Source organism: Balneolaceae bacterium (genome assembly GCA_034521495.1).
Classification (GTDB): Bacteria; Bacteroidota; Rhodothermia; order Balneolales; family Balneolaceae; genus Rhodohalobacter.
The window spans coordinates 158478-176004 of record JAXHMK010000018.1; the positions used below are offsets into that span (position 1 = coordinate 158478).

The 17527-nt window shown below is 40.1% G+C and carries 18 protein-coding genes; 5 read left to right on the forward strand and 13 right to left on the reverse strand.

Going from position 1 to position 17527, the window contains the following annotated elements:
* Positions 1–4 precede the first annotated feature (4 nt).
* The 6 genes from U5K72_17110 to U5K72_17135 form a co-directional block, all read right to left on the reverse strand.
* Positions 5–1057 (reverse strand): methyltransferase domain-containing protein, encoded by a 1053-nt coding sequence (locus U5K72_17110; GenBank protein ID MDZ7720538.1) that lies wholly within the window; start codon positions 1055–1057, stop codon positions 5–7.
* A 17-nt stretch (positions 1058–1074) separates the two neighbouring features.
* Positions 1075–1470 (reverse strand): bacillithiol system redox-active protein YtxJ, encoded by a 396-nt coding sequence (ytxJ, locus tag U5K72_17115; GenBank protein ID MDZ7720539.1) that lies wholly within the window; start codon positions 1468–1470, stop codon positions 1075–1077.
* A 33-nt stretch (positions 1471–1503) separates the two neighbouring features.
* The gene (locus U5K72_17120; protein ID MDZ7720540.1) at positions 1504–2172 is read right to left on the reverse strand and encodes a cytochrome c biogenesis protein CcdA; all 669 of its coding nucleotides are present in this window, start codon (positions 2170–2172) and stop codon (positions 1504–1506) included.
* On the reverse strand, positions 2173–2697 hold the full coding sequence (locus U5K72_17125; GenBank protein MDZ7720541.1) for a TlpA disulfide reductase family protein: 525 nt from the start codon (positions 2695–2697) through the stop codon (positions 2173–2175).
* A gap of 659 nt (positions 2698–3356) precedes the next feature.
* Entirely contained in the window at positions 3357–3866 is a 510-nt protein-coding gene (locus U5K72_17130; protein MDZ7720542.1) for a thioredoxin fold domain-containing protein, read from the reverse strand.
* Positions 3867–3891: 25 nt separating this feature from the next.
* Positions 3892–4902, reverse strand: coding sequence for a hypothetical protein (locus tag U5K72_17135; GenBank protein MDZ7720543.1), 1011 nt, complete (start codon positions 4900–4902; stop codon positions 3892–3894).
* 466 nt (positions 4903–5368) lie between these two features.
* Between U5K72_17135 and U5K72_17140 the strand changes: the two genes are divergently transcribed.
* Positions 5369–6502, forward strand: a complete 1134-nt coding sequence (locus tag U5K72_17140) for a DUF3179 domain-containing protein (protein MDZ7720544.1) — start codon at positions 5369–5371, stop codon at positions 6500–6502.
* 1023 nt (positions 6503–7525) lie between these two features.
* Here the strand turns inward: U5K72_17140 and U5K72_17145 are convergent.
* The 5 genes from U5K72_17145 to egtD form a co-directional block, all read right to left on the reverse strand.
* The gene (locus U5K72_17145; GenBank protein ID MDZ7720545.1) at positions 7526–8884 is read right to left on the reverse strand and encodes a trehalase family glycosidase; all 1359 of its coding nucleotides are present in this window, start codon (positions 8882–8884) and stop codon (positions 7526–7528) included.
* Between the two features lie 381 nt (positions 8885–9265).
* A complete protein-coding gene (locus U5K72_17150; protein ID MDZ7720546.1) occupies positions 9266–9757 on the reverse strand; it encodes an OsmC family protein in 492 nt (163 codons plus the stop codon).
* A gap of 422 nt (positions 9758–10179) precedes the next feature.
* A complete protein-coding gene (locus tag U5K72_17155; protein ID MDZ7720547.1) occupies positions 10180–10905 on the reverse strand; it encodes an NAD(P)H-dependent oxidoreductase in 726 nt (241 codons plus the stop codon).
* A 64-nt stretch (positions 10906–10969) separates the two neighbouring features.
* Positions 10970–11326, reverse strand: coding sequence for a hypothetical protein (locus U5K72_17160; GenBank protein MDZ7720548.1), 357 nt, complete (start codon positions 11324–11326; stop codon positions 10970–10972).
* A gap of 266 nt (positions 11327–11592) precedes the next feature.
* Positions 11593–12537 (reverse strand): L-histidine N(alpha)-methyltransferase, encoded by a 945-nt coding sequence (gene egtD / locus U5K72_17165; protein ID MDZ7720549.1) that lies wholly within the window; start codon positions 12535–12537, stop codon positions 11593–11595.
* 300 nt (positions 12538–12837) lie between these two features.
* On the opposite strand from egtD, the gene U5K72_17170 reads away from it, so the two are divergent.
* The 3 genes from U5K72_17170 to U5K72_17180 all read left to right on the forward strand — a co-directional run bounded on the left by U5K72_17170 (position 12838) and on the right by U5K72_17180 (position 15484).
* Complete coding sequence (locus U5K72_17170) at positions 12838–14520, forward strand: sensor histidine kinase (protein ID MDZ7720550.1); 1683 nt, start codon at positions 12838–12840, stop codon at positions 14518–14520.
* An 11-nt stretch (positions 14521–14531) separates the two neighbouring features.
* Positions 14532–14993 carry a hypothetical protein gene (locus U5K72_17175; GenBank protein ID MDZ7720551.1) on the forward strand — a complete coding sequence of 154 codons (462 nt, stop codon included), beginning with the start codon at positions 14532–14534 and terminating at the stop codon, positions 14991–14993.
* A gap of 68 nt (positions 14994–15061) precedes the next feature.
* Positions 15062–15484: a DoxX family protein gene (locus U5K72_17180; GenBank protein MDZ7720552.1), complete on the forward strand. Its 423-nt coding sequence runs from the start codon at positions 15062–15064 to the stop codon at positions 15482–15484.
* A 289-nt stretch (positions 15485–15773) separates the two neighbouring features.
* Here the strand turns inward: U5K72_17180 and U5K72_17185 are convergent, their stop codons facing one another.
* The gene (locus U5K72_17185; GenBank protein MDZ7720553.1) at positions 15774–15974 is read right to left on the reverse strand and encodes a hypothetical protein; all 201 of its coding nucleotides are present in this window, start codon (positions 15972–15974) and stop codon (positions 15774–15776) included.
* Positions 15975–16160, reverse strand: coding sequence for a hypothetical protein (locus tag U5K72_17190; GenBank protein ID MDZ7720554.1), 186 nt, complete (start codon positions 16158–16160; stop codon positions 15975–15977).
* A gap of 608 nt (positions 16161–16768) precedes the next feature.
* Between U5K72_17190 and U5K72_17195 the strand changes: the two genes are divergently transcribed.
* Complete coding sequence (locus tag U5K72_17195) at positions 16769–17206, forward strand: hypothetical protein (protein MDZ7720555.1); 438 nt, start codon at positions 16769–16771, stop codon at positions 17204–17206.
* Positions 17207–17527 lie beyond the last annotated feature (321 nt).

A 17527-nucleotide genomic window follows, 5' to 3' on the forward strand; every position in this document is an offset into this window, starting at 1 on the left:
TCAATCAACAACAACTCCCCTCTGCGTTTTCTCCACTTGAAAAACTGATAGAATCTCCACAATCAAAAGCCCCGTAATGTACCGAACGGTCGCCGCTAATGGTGAAATGATCAGCAAAGCGGGTTTCTTCCAGCATGGCAGCCGTATTTCCGCAGACCAACATCGGTTTCCCGGTTTCAAAAATGTGGTGATCATCCAGCTCAAAACGGTGTGGTGCGTGCGGAATGGTTCCGTTATAGACGGCCACCTGACCGTAATCTTCGCAGATATCTTCCAGGCTTTTAAGTTTAAATGCACGAATAGTCATGGAATAGAAATTGATCATACCGGCTTTTTCTTCAATTTCGGGATCGTCGAGAGTAATTTTGGATTGGCTGACCACCCGGTAATCAGGGCAGTTGTACTCTCTCAGCATCCGCCGGAAATCTTCGGTGTACATCGCTCCCGCAAGACACTCGCCATACAAAACCGGATCATTCTGCAGCTCTTTGGGAATCCTGCGATCTGCAAACACATCTGAAAAATAGAGTTCCCCGCCCGGTTTCAAAACTCTGAATATTTCAGAAAAAACCTGTCGCTTATCGGGGGACAGATTGATCACACAGTTTGAGATCACCACATCCACGGAGTTATCTTCGATCCCTGCAGTAACCAGATCTTCGATATAACCGGTTCTGAAGGAGACATTGGATTCATCAAAACCAAATGCGGCCATCTGTTTGCTGGTGTTTCGTTTGGCTACCTCAAGCTGCTCCTCCGTCATATCGATACCGATGACATGGCCTTCCGGGCCTGCCAATTTTGCCGCCAGAAAAGCATCTCTGCCCGTTCCGCATCCGAGATCAAGCACGGTTCTTCCTTCCAGTCCAAGAGGAATAGGAGAACCACAGCCATAAAAACGGGTTAAAATTTGATCTTCGATCAGTTCCAGAATCTCTTTTTGATAATGCGGCAGTGACTCTGTTGTACAGCAGGCACTGGTTTTTAAATCACTGCTGTTTTGAAGTATTTTTCCGTAGTATTCTTTTACGTTATTGAGTTTTGAAGTAGTATGCATCGACTTTCGGGATTTGATTACTGTTTGAGGCAGGATAAAATTTCCTGGCTGTTTACCTCCCAATGAGATCCTTTCCAAACAATATTTTCATCTTTTATGAGGAGAGCCTGAGGAGATTCATGACGAATCTTTAGCAATGAAGTAACTGCATTTGAAATATCTCGTTGCCGGATTACATCAACAATATATAAGTCGGCAAATTGATTCATCTTCTCTGCATTTGAATCCAGTTCATCTTTGGTAATAAAACTTACACTGCAGCGATTGCTGTGTTTGTAAATTAATTGAGGACGATCTTTGGATTTTTCAAGGAGTGTTCGAATCTCGTCCGGATCGGAAAAAGTCTTCCAGACAGAACGGTGTTCTGGATTTTGATCTGTTCTCTTTCTTTTAAATAAGTTGAATAATTTCATTCTGTTGTTGTTTTAGAGAAAACAAATTTAAATTTAAAAAAGCACCATCTGGTAATAAATTACATAGATTCCTGCCAAAATGAGCAGTATGCCGGTTATTCGTTCCATGTGGGGAAGAATTTTTCTCAGATATTTCATGAGAAGATCTTTGGCAAATACGGAGAGAAGAATCGCACCCACCATCATACTGCTGATGCCGGCAAAATAAGCTCCGATGTAAGAAGCTCCTTCTAAAACTGATTCAGCAGCCATCGCCTGTGTGGCAACAACAAGGAAGAGAGGAAAGAGGCAGCCCAACGCTCCGATGGCATAGGCAATACCAAAGACAAGGGCTTCAACGGCTTCTGATCTCTCCGTTGGATTTCTCAGATTTACCGAAAAAGAGATATTCTTTCCTATAATCATCAAAAATCCAAGAACGGTTAACAGGCCGCCCATTCCCACGGTAATCCATTTCATGTATTCCTTTAAAATCTGAGCGGCTACAATAATCAAAAATCCCGCGATGGCGTATATCACCAGAATCCCCAAAATACTAAGCATGGCCAGTTTAAATCCTCGTCCCAGTCTTTTTCTAAGAGATGGGCTTCCCTCAGAATTTCGAGAGATAAAAGCCACGATATAGCCTGGTAATAATGCAACCGCACAAGGAGCCAGGAAAGCCAGAACTCCCTGTATGAAAGAAAATGAGACAAACTCCATTTATGATGCGCTTACTAACTGATCAAACAAAGCCTGGTATTCCTCTTTACTGAGAGCAGTATTGCTTTTAACAAATTCAATGTATCCGTCCCGGTTGATACCGACCGTTGTAGCCTGGGCTTGTACTCCAAAATCGATCATAATATTTGGATGGCCCCAGGTTGAGGGATAGGTGATGCCTTCCTCTTCAACCAGGTTGGAAATCACTTCTTTAGTATCGGTCGGGTCGATGCTGATGGAGATAAAGTTCAGGTCGTCTTTGTACTCAGGATAGAGCTCTGAAAAGACGGGCCAGTTTTTTGCACAGGTCGGGCACCATGAGGCCGTGAAGTAAACAATCATCGGTTTGTTTTCTTCTATCGTCTGTTCGAGGCTCACAGTGTTTCCTTCCAGTGTGGTAACCTCAAAGTTGGGAGCTTTCTCTAAATCAGCGTTTGAGGAGCTTTGTGCAAAGCCGGAGGATATTAAGCCTGCAGATATAGTTAAAAAGAGTACAAAAGAGTAAATATTAATTGATTTGAACATAATTTATACGGTCTGTTTTTGATTCACTTTTCTTATCCTATTTAAATAAAATGGATGATTGTTCATGATTAGAATGTATAAGCAGAACAAGTCTTACCCCTGTTAATCTAAAGTGGTTAAACTCCGAGGCTGTCCAAAAAGGATGTGAGAGAAATCAATATTCTCATTTTTGTCATACCGGACCCCGATCCGGTATCTCCAAGCATAGTTAAAGAGTGGAGATTCTGAATCGAGTTCAGAATGACATCCTTTTAGGACAGCCTCAAAAAAGATAAAAGTCCCCCTTCAAAGGTGGAAGCGAGCGGAGTGAGCCGGGGGATGACTTTCTAAGTTCTGGAATGCCCGATTCTTGGTTTTGATGCATTACACCCCTCCCGGCTAAAGCCGTACTCCCCTCAATGGGAGATAGATCATCCCCCATTGCCCCTTTGAAGGGGGACACTCACCAATATGCGCATACTTTATCAAAAAAATATGGGTTTAAAGTGGATGCCTCGTGGGCTCTGCCCTGAGGTAGTTCATTTTTGTTTTTACACAATTCTAAGGAGATGATTTTCAGAGCCTTTAATACGGTTTGTTTTCATGCGATTCGTTTGCAGACTTTTTTATCCGTCTGACCGAAAAGGCAACGGTCTGACGGGATTTGTACTGCAAAATAATTAGTGAGTGTTTTGCTGGTATTTATCAAAACTTGTGTGATTGTACTCCTCTTCGTTTATAAATTTGAGAAGTGTAGTAAACTCTTTCTGATCTGAATAACCGACTTTATTGCCAATGACCGAAAAATCACTATCCAAAAAAATGATGGTGGGTGTTCCCCGGATTCCAAATTCTTTGCTCAGTTCTTTTTTTGTGATTCGTTCATCGGCAAAGATAATTTCTTCGTCAGATTCAATATCAATTCGAACCGGATAGAAATGATCGCTCAAAAGAGTTTGAATAGCTGGGTTCGGAAAAACTTCTCGCTTCATGCGCTTGCAAACGCTGCACCAGTCCGCCTCCATAAAGAGCATAATTTTTTTGGGTTGATCTTGATTCGATTCAACCATCTGATCGAAAGGTATCCAGGGAGTTGAGACACTGCTATCCTGTCCCAAAAGGTTTGCAGGACCGATAAGTATCAAGAAGGTGAAAAGTGTAACTGTGATGGATCGTATATTTTTCTTCATGGTTGAAAATATTTTTGGTTATAAATCAATTTCTATTTGGCAGGCCGAGATTAAATCCACCCTCACTTTTGTTTAAGCTAAAAAACAGCGAAGCAGATAAAACATACGTTGTAGAAGGCTGTGTGCCGGTGACGTTTCGATAGATGGGGAGTTCTCCCGATACCTGCATTGACAAACGGTCTGTGAGTTGATATCCAAGGCCAGGTTCAAAATTTAACCACTCACCGCCTGTGCTTGGCAATTCCACTCCGTTTCGTAAATCGGATCCGGCCGTCCTGTATTTCATTCTCAGGTTATAAGAGAACCTGTTGAGCAGGGGACCTGTTACACCAAGCAGAGAGTTAAGTTCGTTGCCAAATTCGAAATTATCGTTACTGTTAAAACGTTCGGCTGAGGTGGTTTTCTTGATTGCGTTCACAGTGAATAGCGTGATATTCTGAGCTCGCAGTGTGTATGAAAAAAACGTCCAGGCTGTATAATCCCATGAACCTGTTCCCGGCTGCATATCTGCATTCAACTGAATTCTATCTAAAGTTTCTGAAAAAGATCCTGTTGGTATCTTAGCTCCTCCGCCAATAATGAGTTGATAAGGTTTCCAGAGAGATTGTTTGATGAGATTGTATTTAAGCATCACAAGGGCATCACCAATCCCCCCTGTTTGAAGAGTTTGAGAGGTTGAGGGGTTTTGCAATCCTGTCACTCTCTCCTTTGTTACATAAGAAAAAGTACCGGTTAACGAAAGCCTGTTCGTAATTCCATAGTTTGCTTCCAATAAATTGGTAAATGTGCTCCGGTCGGCAGATCTGTTGTTTAACTCTTCTGAACCGGTATATAGTTTATCGATATTGTTAAAATGTGTAGTGAACCCAAGTACTAAATTTCCCTGTTCTATTGAACCAAGAGATTGCGCACCCACCAGCGGAGCACCTGCACAACTGCATGTTTGTGCTGATATGGAGTTCATAAAAACTCCATCGCTGATCAACAAAAAAATTGTAATTATGGCCGCTTGTAAAATTTTATATTTGTGAATCATTTAATCCTAAGTGGTTTAATTCCCCGACCTTCTGGGCCGGAAAAGATTAAAGTTCCCCCTTCGAAGGGGGTAGCGAGCGGAGTGAGCTGGGGGATGATTTTCTAAGCTTTGTGTTGTCCAGACCTTGATTCTGAGACACAAGAGTTCATCCCCCATTGCCCCCTTCGAAGGGGGACACTTCACAATAAACGCATACATTGTTAAAAAAAATTGGATTATATGTTGATATCTCGTGGGCTCTGCCCCGAGGCAGTTCATTTGATACTGTTATGAAGATAACGAGGCAAAAAACTGGTATTTATGAAAATCGGTATTTGGTTTTGCAATGCCTCTTATTTAACAGATGTCTTACTCATATTGAATCTTACCTTTTAAAAAAAACAAAACATCAAGTAAGACATTTATGACCTGAACCATCTATATGCCAGATATCACTTTAAATATTTTAAAATAAATGGTGTGAGATATGTTGATCGGAAAAATTTTAAAAACTGTCCCTTTGGTCGTACTTGTTTTTAGTATGATTTTTATGATATCCTGTAATACTACGTCGAGCAGTGGCGGCGGATCTTCTTCAGTATCTCCAGAATCTTCAGGAAGTGAATGGCTGATACCGGTTCAGGAAGTTGTTGACGGTGGGCCCGGAAAAGATGGTATCCCTTCCATTGAGAATCCAGCATTTAAATCGGTAAATGAGGTTAACTATGTACAGGACAACAGACTTGTAATCGGTGTGAAGATTGATGATGAGTTACGCCTGTATCCTCACCAGGTGATGGACTGGCATGAAATTGTGAATGATGAGATTAATGATCAGCATTTTTCATTAACCTATTGCCCACTCACAGGAACCGGTATCGCCTACGATAGAGAGATTAACGCAGACATCAATGAATTTGGTGTATCAGGATTGCTTTATCGAAATAACTTAATTATGTATGATCGAAAAACGGATAGTAATTGGTCGCAGATGCAACTGCGGGCAGTCAATGGAGCATTATCAGGTATAGAGGGAGAAACGATCCAGGTAGTTGAAAGTACCTGGAAAACGTGGAAAGAGATCTATCCGGAAGCTAAGGTACTCACAACAAATACAGGATTTTCACGCAATTATTCGGGCTATGCGTATGGCCAGGGATACTTAGTCAATGACAATCAATTTGTTTTTCAACCCAAAAGAGATGATGACCGTCTTGAAAATAAAACTATTGTTCACGCAGTGATGGAAAGCGAGTTCAGGGGCGAATTAACTGTGATGAGAATCTATCCAATCAAAAAACTTACAGATGAGATCCAGGTTATCCAGGAAAAGTTTAGAGGAAAGAATATCGTATTTGCCGGCAGCTCTTCCGACCAACTTGCAGTCTCTTTTATCAATAAAACCCAAGATGGATCTATCCTTGATTTTGAACCGGTTCAGGATGAATTACCCATTGTTATGAAAGATAATGAAGGGAACCAGTGGAATATTTTTGGAGAGGCCGTAAGTGGTCCCAGAACAGGAGAACGCTTAACAGCAACCCGATCCTATAACGGCTATTGGTTTGCTTTTGCTGATTTTTATCCCAACTCGTGTATTTATCCGATTGGAGATTGTTGAAAGATGGGTCTTATAACCTGAGTTCGATTGTTAAATTTGGATTATTGAGTTCCCCTCTTGTTTAAGGAGGGGCAAGGCTGACATTACCCATAAAATCTCAATTTTTGAGATGATATCTTTACCAAGGTTTATTGGAAAGGTTGAGTATCATTCATAATAATAGGCTATCAATCGTAACATTCATCTTGTTCATTTTGTCTTGAAACAAAAGAACCAAAAATTCAAGGCGGTGAAAGAAGAGGACTTACCCCATTATTGTAAGTGTAAACTTAATGCATGTTGTATGTCCTTTTGTCTTGATACAAAAGAACGAAAAGATCAAGACTGTGAATACTTGGCGGCGGACATGAGTTCACCGTGGAATCCTTTCAATGGTCCATCAGACTTTCAGCCCTTAAATTTCGCTCCTCGCCGGTATGAAAGGATTCTTCTCACGGTTCACTCGTTGTCCTTTTTCCCGCCAACTATTCAAGGTCGGTTATTTTCCCAAAATCCCATTTCCACTTGTTAAATGTATTAAACTACTGTTATTTATATCTTTAGAATACTTAAACTTAAAATTTCGGGGTAACTTCTCGGTGAAAGAATTGGCGGCGGTCACTGAATCTCTGCTACCTTTTATCAATGGTCCACCGCGTTTATAGCTTGTTAACATCGTTAAGAGCCGGTATGATAAAAGGTCTCCGCAGATCTTCAGGCTCCCTCAATCCGCCAATTCTTTCGAGGCCGGAGTTGTTCTGACCCTAAAATAAATCAACTCTAAAACGGCAATGAATGGATGTTGAAATAACTATTATTCTTCTTTCAAAAAGCGTATTGCAAATCTATTAATAAATTATAAACGGATATTTTTCGAAAATATACCTAACAGCTTTAAGTCAAGCATTACCAATACTTTACATAGACTAAATTAGTCATATTTGAAATTACATGGGTAATGTCAGATGGGCAAGGGAAGGTAGCCTTAGGTTTTTGAGTCTTTAATGTTGCTATTTCATCGATTGAACCACTCCAAGAAGCTATCTAAAAAACAGATGATTTGTCACGATAGACGAGATCTAATAAAAGCGCGGCTGTCCATGAGAAGTTATCAATGCCGTATGCTTCCCCGGTATCCGTATCATAGTACTCTCTGAAACCACTATTAAAGGGAAGTTGGATAATTGAATTTTTTACCTGTTTCACATAGTCGTTAAAACCATATTGGTTGAGCCCTTCACTAAGAAGCCAATTCATATTTATCCAGACCGGTCCCCGCCAGTAAGTTCGTGCAGAGTAGTCCTCACCGCTTCTGTCGTAACTCGGGGCGGGGAAACAGGTATCCGTCATCTGACAAAAGCAATGTGTATTTAAATAATTGAACATTTTTTGCTTTTGTGAGCTATTTGGTACTCTTGCAAATAGCGGAAGAAAACCCGAGAGAACTCTTGCTTTTATTTTTTTGGAAGCTTGTAAATCAAAATCGTTATACATCTGTTCTTTAGAGTTCCACAATTTCTGATTCATAGCCCCGGCTGTTTGATCTGCCTTCTTGTTAAAAGGTTCAGGATTTTCTCCAATCAGCTCTGCTATTTCAGCAAGATCTCTGTTGGCTCTGCAGAGAAGTGTATTAAAAAGAACATCTTGTACCAAGAAGGGGCAATGATCCTCACTGATCTGTATCTCATCATAATTTCGCTTCCGAAAAAAATCGACGAGATAGACATATTTGTCATATTCCTCATTTGAAGGACGTTCTTCGGCATTTACATGAATATCATCTTTTCGTTCATATTCAGGTAGTTCTCTCTGATCGATGTCAAATCGATTCAAAATACTGTCCCAGATGGGCGAATTATCCTGCCCGGACTCCCAGGGATGTCTGATGTAAACTAATCCTTCGTTAAAAGGATCGCGCTCCCTGTATAGGTAGTCGTGCCAGGAAACTAATTTTGGGAAAAGTTCTTCTGCAAATTTAAGTGCTTGTTTTCGATTCGATGCATGTTCGACAAGATGCCTGACACCGGTAGCGTGAATGGGCGGTTGACATATACCGGATGTTTTTACCGAATCGGGAGCATTATCGGATCTCTCGGTTTGCCAAAATTCATGTCCGGGGAAATAGTCACCATTCAATTCCTTTGAATTGAAGACAATATGAGGAACCATTCCGTTTTTCCATTGACCGTTAAACAGATGGTTCAGCTCAGTTTCGGCCCGGTCTTGATTATAATGCGCATAACCCATCGCAATAAATACAGAATCCCACGACCATTGATGAGGGTACTGGCTTGATGAAGGCACCGTAAATGAACCCGTCCAGTTATTGTTCAATATCTGCTTTGCAGTTTGTGCGAGTTCTTTTAAATCTTTTTTTGTGATTTCCGGAGACGGATTCTCCATTTTCAATAATTACTTCGTTAATATTATGTGCCAGATTCAACGAATTTCAAAAGTTCTGACTTTCAAAGAAAGGTTTAATTCCTCAGAAAATTTAAAACTTATTGTTATCCATATTTCTGTCTCTTTCAATTATTTGACTCAATGAACGTGAATATTCTTACGTTTCATTAATTCTTGTAAGAGTAATGAAGTTCAAGCCTGCCCTCAAAAAATGCGGACAGGCTTGAAAGAACTGCTTGGTTTACTTCTTGAAGGCTTTGAAAACTCTGACCGTCATCCTGAACTTGATTCAGGATCTCCAGATACAGGCTATAAAGACGAATGGAGAATCTGAATCGAGTTCAGATTGACCAATAACCACGGTTTTGCAAAGCCCTCTTCTTATTTGCTGTGTTTAATAGACCCGGAGATTGGTGCACCGTTGGCTATATTGTCGAACATGGGAGAGTTTTTCTCAGCCGCTTCTTTAATCTGCTGTAAAATCTCCTCATTCGCATCGGTTTCAACTTCAACCTCATAGTTGATTTCGGGAAATCCCGACCGGACGTTGTCGTCAATATCCAGGTAACCCCTCAAGTCAAACGGTGCAGACACCTTTATTTTGAGGTTTTTGTAGTCGATGTTATGAAAATTGGCATTGGTTACCCACCCGATGGTCAGGCAACTGCCCAGAGAAGCGAGCAAAAGCTCCATAGGGTCAACGGCTGTGTCTCCGCCTCCAAGCGGTTTTGGTTCATCCGTGGTAATTTCAAAGCTTCGGGCTTTGCTAACAGCAACGGCTCCATCCTTCCAAATGGTTTCGGTTTCAAATCCACCTTTGCCTTTAGAGGGATCTTTGGCAACGGCTTCTTTGGTTTTCTGAGTAAGTGTCAATGTCGAGTGTTTGGCATGTTGCAGACATAGTATGTTTAGTTTTAGGTTTAGGTTAGAAATAAAAAAAAGCCTCACCACATATTTCAGTGATGAGGCCTTTTAGTGAATGTTAGAATTTTTAGAACATAACACACCTTTCCCCATCACATGTTTTGTGACAACAACATGTGGTGGTGGAGAAAAGATGTTTAGAGTTCATATTGAATAAATTTTGTATGAATTTGTTTACCTGTATTCCGGATTTTATGCTCGTTCCGAAGGTCCTCCTTCGGAACGCCATCCTGAAGCTCCGCTTCCATTCAACCTTCATATCAATCAAAAGGACTCAAACATTACATATTATACATTTCCAGAAGCAGAGCTTCCAACGGCATTATACCGAAGGAGACCTTCGGTACAAGTAAAGTAAAAATAAAGGGTATTTATCGATACTCAGGATTTTCAAAATTCCAACGAGTTCCGTCATCCCAATCCTGCCGGGAATTTCCATACTTGGGATAGCCATTGTTCTCCTTCAACATTTTGGCAAGATGCAGAAGATTGTAGGTCATAAAGGTGGTATTTCGCTGGGTAAATTCATTATCAAATCCAACCGGCCCGTTTTCACTTTCATCGCCATAGCTGAGGCCGGGTCCGGCTTCACCAATCCATCCGGCATCAGCCGTAGGAGGGATGCTATAGCCAATATGTTGAAGCGCATAAAGAATTCCCATCGCGCAGTGTTTAATTCCATCTTCATTCCCTGTGACCAGGCAGCCACCAGCTTTTCCATAATACTTATACTGGCCTTTATCATTTTGAAGGCCACTCATAGCATAGAGCCGTTCAACCAGTTTCGTGGCTGCCGATGATTTTTCTCCGAGCCAGATAGGCGTGCCAATAATCAGAATATCAGCGGCATCTACCTCTTTCCAGATCTTCGGCCAATCGTCTTTATCTGCGCCATGTTCAGTCATATCCGGGTATACGCCGTATGCAATATCGTGGTCAGCAAAACGGATACATTTCGCATCCACCCCCTCTTTTTCCATGATGTTCATCGACACATCAATTAATGTACGTGTGTGACTTTTACGGGGAGATTTTTTAAGCGTACAATTAACATATAACGCTTTCAGATTTGAGAAATCAGGTTTTGAGTTAGGCATAGATCAGTTTGTCTTCAATATTTCAGCGGAGTTATCAGTTATTATGTTTTTATTCAATTATTTTTTAAAACGTTACAACTTTATAGTCATCTACAATAAATGAGCGGATGCTTGGATGATCGTCGTAGTCATCAAGCAGATCGACATCTGTTTTTTGAACCTCATTGATCACACCAAATGCTTTCGAGCAAAATTTGCACACACCATGAATGTTGTCTTTAATGGCTGCATACAAGGGATGGGCATCGTGCTCTTCATCTTCCAGTTTTGGAATCCAGGTTGTACCGGCGCCATCAAAAATAATTTTAACGTCATCATCATGGTCTTGAAGTTCTTTAGCAAACTCCATTGCATTAACAACACGCCCGAGAGCTTCATGGCTTCCTGCTTCGCTTAAAACAACGATTGCTACTTTATTCATTGATTGATTTAAATTTAGTTCGAATTAACAGTAGTTGGACGTTACAGCTCGATACAATCTTACCTGTAAATGCATTACTAAAGGCTTTGCAAAACTCTGACCGTCATCCTGAACTTTTGACCTCGGGATCCCTCCGGGGGATTCAGGATCTCCAGATACAGGCTATAAAGACGAATGGAGAATCTGAATCAAGTTCAGATTGACCAGTAACCACGGTTTTGCAAAGCCCTCTTATTGTGATAATCTTTTTCTGAATCTTGCAGACATCAATTGCATAAATACTGAACGGCAAAATACTCGTTTGAATCTGTCCAGGTATGAACATTCTTAAAGTGTGGCTCCGTCATATTTCTGAATGAAGAGAGCGTATATTTATGAGAATTTTCAGTATGGATGGTTTCGCCTTCTTCAAAATGGATCTCTTCACCGGCAATTTTAACAGTCTGCTCCACAGTACTGACCAGGTGCATCTCAATCCGGCTTTTTTTCTCATTGAATATCGCTTTATGCTCAAACCGGTTTAAATCAAAATTACCATCAAGTTCCTTATTGATTCTTTGTAAAACATTCTTATTAAACTGAGCGGTTACTCCCTCGGAATCATCATAAGCGGCAAGCAGAGTTTCGCGGTCTTTAACCAGATCAAATCCAACCAGCAATCCGCCATGTTCATCTAATGAATCGGCAATCAAACCGATAAAATCTTCAGCATCTTCTTTCGTGAAATTTCCAATGGTTGATCCGGGGAAATAGATAATTCGATCTGCCTCATCTGGAATTTTTGGCAATTCTATAGGCTGAGTATAATCAGCAGCTAAAGGTTGTATTTGCAAGTTGGGATATTCTGCACGGAGGATGTCAGCTACATCATCTAAAAAGGTTTTTGAGATATCCACCGGTACATAGGAGTACAAATCTTCCAGGTGATCGAGCAACAAACGAGTTTTTAAACTGCTTCCACTTCCCAATTCAACAAGTTGGATATTTTTGCCCAGCTTCTCTGAAATATCCCGGATGTTTTTTTGCATGATGTTCAGTTCCGTCCGGGTCAGGTAATATTCGTCCAGCTGGCAGATCTCATCAAAGAGTTGCGAACCGCGATTATCATAGAAATATTTACTTGGCAACGTTTTTTGTGTCTTTTGCAGGCCTTTAAGAACATCTGTTAGCATCTCTTCCGAGATTTTCTTTTCCCCTAAAATAGCTTCCATAAAAATTTTCTTTAAATCAGGTTTATTCAGTAGATGTATTTAGTGATGTTAATCTTACCACATTAAACTCAGAAATTCTGTTCGTCATTCAAATCTATTAAAGTAATGTCAGTTCGAAATTTGTTTTCGACTCCACTCCGCCCCAGTAGCAGGTTGGAACCTGTACCGTAAAGGATTTCTTTGGAGTGCTCAATCTGATGTTCATCATTATCTTAAAGCCGAACTCAGGAGAAAGTAAGATTTTGGTTTGTTCCCTCGTCTAATACCTGTCTGCATACTTTTTTGATTAAAAAATTTAACATGAAAAAAATAAGGGAAGGCGACTACTCAGTAAAAAAATATGTTGCTGTGGTTTCGGCCTTTATTGTGGCAGCAAGTTTGTTGGTAGTACTTACTACGTTTGCCATTAATATGCTAACTGCTACGGGGGATCTGAATCGGTTGATGGTTCAGTGGGCCCAGAATAACAGCAACAACGATTCACTAATAGTTGATTACCTGGAGACAGGGGATCAATCATCTCTTCTTGCGTACGAGTCTTCCAAATCTGCACAAAAAGAGGTTGAAAACGTGATTGATGAATTGATGACGGATCAACCCAAAGCTAATATTGTGTTCTCGGTATTTTCATCTGATGAAATACATCCCAATGAGATCAACGGTTTGATCCGAATTTTTACTCTCTTTTCTGAAACGGATCAGATACAGATGATTAAGCAGACCTGGTTTGATCTGCAAGAAATACAACAAAAGAAGGAGGTTCTTTTTGAATCTTTGATATCGGAAAGCAATCCACCCGTGAATGTTCCTGACAGTACGATGAACAGGCTTGAGGAGTTAAAACAAGGAACTTATACACTTTCAAGAGAAATGATCCTGGGGAGTTCAAGCGTACTTCTTATGCTGAAACGCTATTCGCTGTGGGTTACAATATTGCTGGGAATTCTCATAGTGTTGATTGGGGTGATATATACAGTAAGAGGAATTAAGCAGATCAAAAGAGCCGATAATTTATTGCAAGAACGGGATTATCTTGCGCTGTTTCCGGAATTAAACCAGTACCCGGTATTCAATATATCCGCAAGCGGTGATCTCGGATTTATTAATCAATCTGCATTACAACTGTTTCCATCTTTGCAAAAGAAAGGCCTTAACCATCCCTTCCTGGAAAAACTAAAGAGTGAAATGTTCAATCTTTCAGAAAAATGGGGATCAACATCCATCAAAGAGATTAATACAGGCGGGAAATATTACCAGCAGGTGATCAATTTTATATCAAAAGAAAAGGGGATTCATGTTCACTCCATTGACATTACACAATTGAAGGAGGAGCAACTTAAACTTTCGGAGTCTCTGGAGGAAAAAAATATACTGCTTGCAGAAATTCATCACAGGGTAAAAAATAACATGGCAGTTATATCGGGACTTTTGGAACTGCAGGAGATGCTCGGTGACAGCCCTGAAACGGCACTTGCAGAGAGCCGGTCCAGGATTCAGTCTATGGCTATTGTCCATGAACTTCTGTATCAATCGGATTCATTTTCGGCCATTGATGCTGCACAGTATATCAACAAACTTGGAAATCACCTCCAGGTCAATTTTAGCAGAGTTCGGGAGGTTCACAGTGATGTTTTTATGGGTGATGATGCCACAATTAACATCAATCTGGCAGTACCTCTCGGGCTGCTGATCAATGAGATTGCCTATTACATATTTACGATAATTTCAGAGACTGAAGATAAGATTAGTATCCATTTGTCAATGAAGCAGATGGAGGATCAGTATTGTGTACAGATACAGGCATCAGGTAAACAGGTGAAAAACAATTTAAATGGCGATACCTCAAATCTGCGATTAAACCTGATTCAAAAACTACTCAAACAGATAGACGGACAATTGAAATATCCCGAATCCGATCATTTCACCATTCAAATAGTGTTTGATAGTACCATCAAAAAAGGATCAAACAGTGCATATCTCTAATCTTTTTATATATGAAATGGAGTAAAGTAATAATTAGCGGAATCCTGGCTACCTTTTCAATGGATGTTGCCATGAATGGTGCCATGTACTTTTTGGAAATGAACCCGACAAATATCCACCCGGCGGCAGCTTTTCTGTACAATCTCGGGGTTGAACAGTCGCAGTTAGCTACTTTACTGCACTACTGTTACGGAACACTTTGGTCTGTTGTATTCGTGTACACCTTTGAGGAGGATGTCTCTGAAAAACGGGGAATTCAGCTTGCTGGTGTTTTGTGGCTTTTTATGATGTTGGTTTACAGCCCGATTATCGGGTGGGGATTTTTTGGTATGGGCAATGCAAAACTGCTCACTGCAGAACATCCGCTCTATCTAACCTCTACGGGCGAGTACCTGTTTATGACACTTTTGGTGCACCTGGTGTACGGAACGGTTTTGGGATTTTTAAGCCGCAAATTTGTGATACAAAAGTAGGAGGTAAGATTATTTTTCCTTACTCCATCTATATTATGTAATCGAAATTAAATAAAAACAAAATAAACATGGATAGACTAAATAAACTTTCGGGTATTGCACACTGGCTTCCGCGATTTGCACTTGCGGCCATCTTTATCTATCACGGGTTCCCAAAAGTAGCTATGGCAGGAGAAGTGGCAGCTATGATGGGAATGCCCGTAGCAATGGTATTTATGCTTGGAGTGGTGGAAATTGGAGGCTCCTTACTACTTCTCTGGGGCGGAATAGGTCCCGAATGGGCTACAAGGCTTGCCGGAATACTCTTTACAGTTGTGATGATTGGTGCTATCGCCATGGTCCATGCCCAGTTTGGGTGGAACTCAATAAATATGGGTGATAATGGCGGACGAGGTATGGAGTTTCAAGTGCTTATAATAGCCACCTCTCTGCTTTACACTTTTAAAGGAAATGCACTTAACAAGAAAGTAACTGCATCACAAGCAGGCTGATAATTTTATGACTCCCATAAAGAGACAGGTGAGGGGATTTGATCATCCTCTCGCCTTTTTTAATAAGAAATGATTTATGGGAATAGACCGTAAATATCTTTTCGATGTGCTGCGCGGGCTAATTCGATTTTATTATCAGAAGGCTTTGCAAAACTATGACCGTCATCCTGAACATCGGGATCCCTCCGGGGGATTCAGGATCTCCTGATACTGGCTATAAAGACGAATGGAGAATCTGAATCGAGTTCAGATTGACGCATACCCACGGTTTTGCAAAGCCTTCTATCATTTAAAAAAAATCCGATTCTGTAATCCCCTGCCCGTAAACGGTATGCATTTTGCTTTCCTTAATGGATTTGATATTTGTAATTTTATCAAGAGAGGGTGCCTTTTTAATTTTTAAAACAGTCTTCTTAATCTTTTCTTTGGTGGGCTGGTTTTTAATTTTTTGAAGGTCTTTTTTGAATGATTCGAGATAGATTACTTGCATTTAACTATCAAGTATTTCCATGATCTCTTTTTCAGGAACTGTTTTTGTCCGATCAGCTTCATCTAAAAGTATTGACATACCAATATCTTCCATTTCTTCTGCAGTCAGAGTTTTTGATTCCAACCCCATCTTTTTTAGTAAGGCCAAATCTTTTTTGTTTTCACTTTTGATAATAAGAGCATCCATAATTTGAGCCTCAGCGTTTAATTTGATTTCAATAGATAACGCAAGATAACCCGTAACAATTTTGTTTCATGCAGATAATTATTCTCGAACAGCGATCCTTTTTATAAAAAATGAAGTTCATAAAATGTTAGAGAACTTATTTGGAGAGGTGTATTACTTCTGCTCAAATCCATCCCGAGAGCCTTTTTTGACGTAGAGATCGTTTCCAGAGTATCAAAATAAAAAACCCTTGCAATCCATAAGTAATTGAACTGCAAGGGTTTAGAGTACCTCGGGCCGGACTCGAACCGGCACTGGCATTTTGATGCCAATTAGATTTACAATGCTGTATCATCAATTCCTAACTGTTCATAATGAGCAGATTTTTTATTCAAGGAAGCGATTCATGGGAATAGATTGTAGATCTCTTTCGAATTTCCAATAGTTATAGTTATAAATCGATTCCAAAAATAGAGAACAAGGTTATTCATGTTCCGGTTGATGCGTCAATCTTAAAGTAATTTGAGAGATCTTTCCCTTTAAATTCGCATAAAAGGAGAAAGGGAAAGATTTTATTTCAAATCAATAACAGGGAGGAAGTGATGATTATTTATAATCGAATATTCTCAATGGCAATTTTTATCGTCTTTATGACGATGATTTCTTGTAAGGATAATTCAACAAACAATAACAGCCCTTCAATTGAGATTAATGACGCGACAGCAACACTTTTTCAATTGAATACCGATGGGTGTGATTTTGGTTCTGGTAATATAGGAAGCGCTTTCCTGATCGAATTAAATATTGATTCATCATCAGACATTGAAATTGATGGGATTGAATTTGATATAACATTTGTAGGGGGAGCGGAATTTGAAAATTCGTTTACTGATGATTTTGATTTGACCAATGATGGGCTTGAATTTATTAGATGCTTTCGGTTTGGAGAAACTCAAGAAGTTATAATGGATATAAGAATTTTAGCAAATGACGAAACGATTGAGAGTAATGAAATTACTATTAGTATAGATAGGCCAGATGGTGCTAATAAAGAGATTGATTCATGATTATTTATCAAATTGAATTAACCATCTATACATATTGAATTAATCACATAAAGGGAAAAATACCACAAGAGGGTAGATAGGTTGATTTCATAAAAAATCTCAGATACTTCTGGTTATATAGCTAACGAAGAACACCGTTAGTCGCGTTCTTCGGTTTGATTAGCTCATTTTCCTTCGCCGGGCTTGGTCTCTGGCTCTTCAAACTCGTAATCAAATAAAAAACCCTTACAAGTCTGTAGACTCATAAGGGCTTATAAAAAGTACCTCGGGCCGGACTCGAACCGGCACTGGCATTTTGATGCCAATTGGATTTTAAGTCCA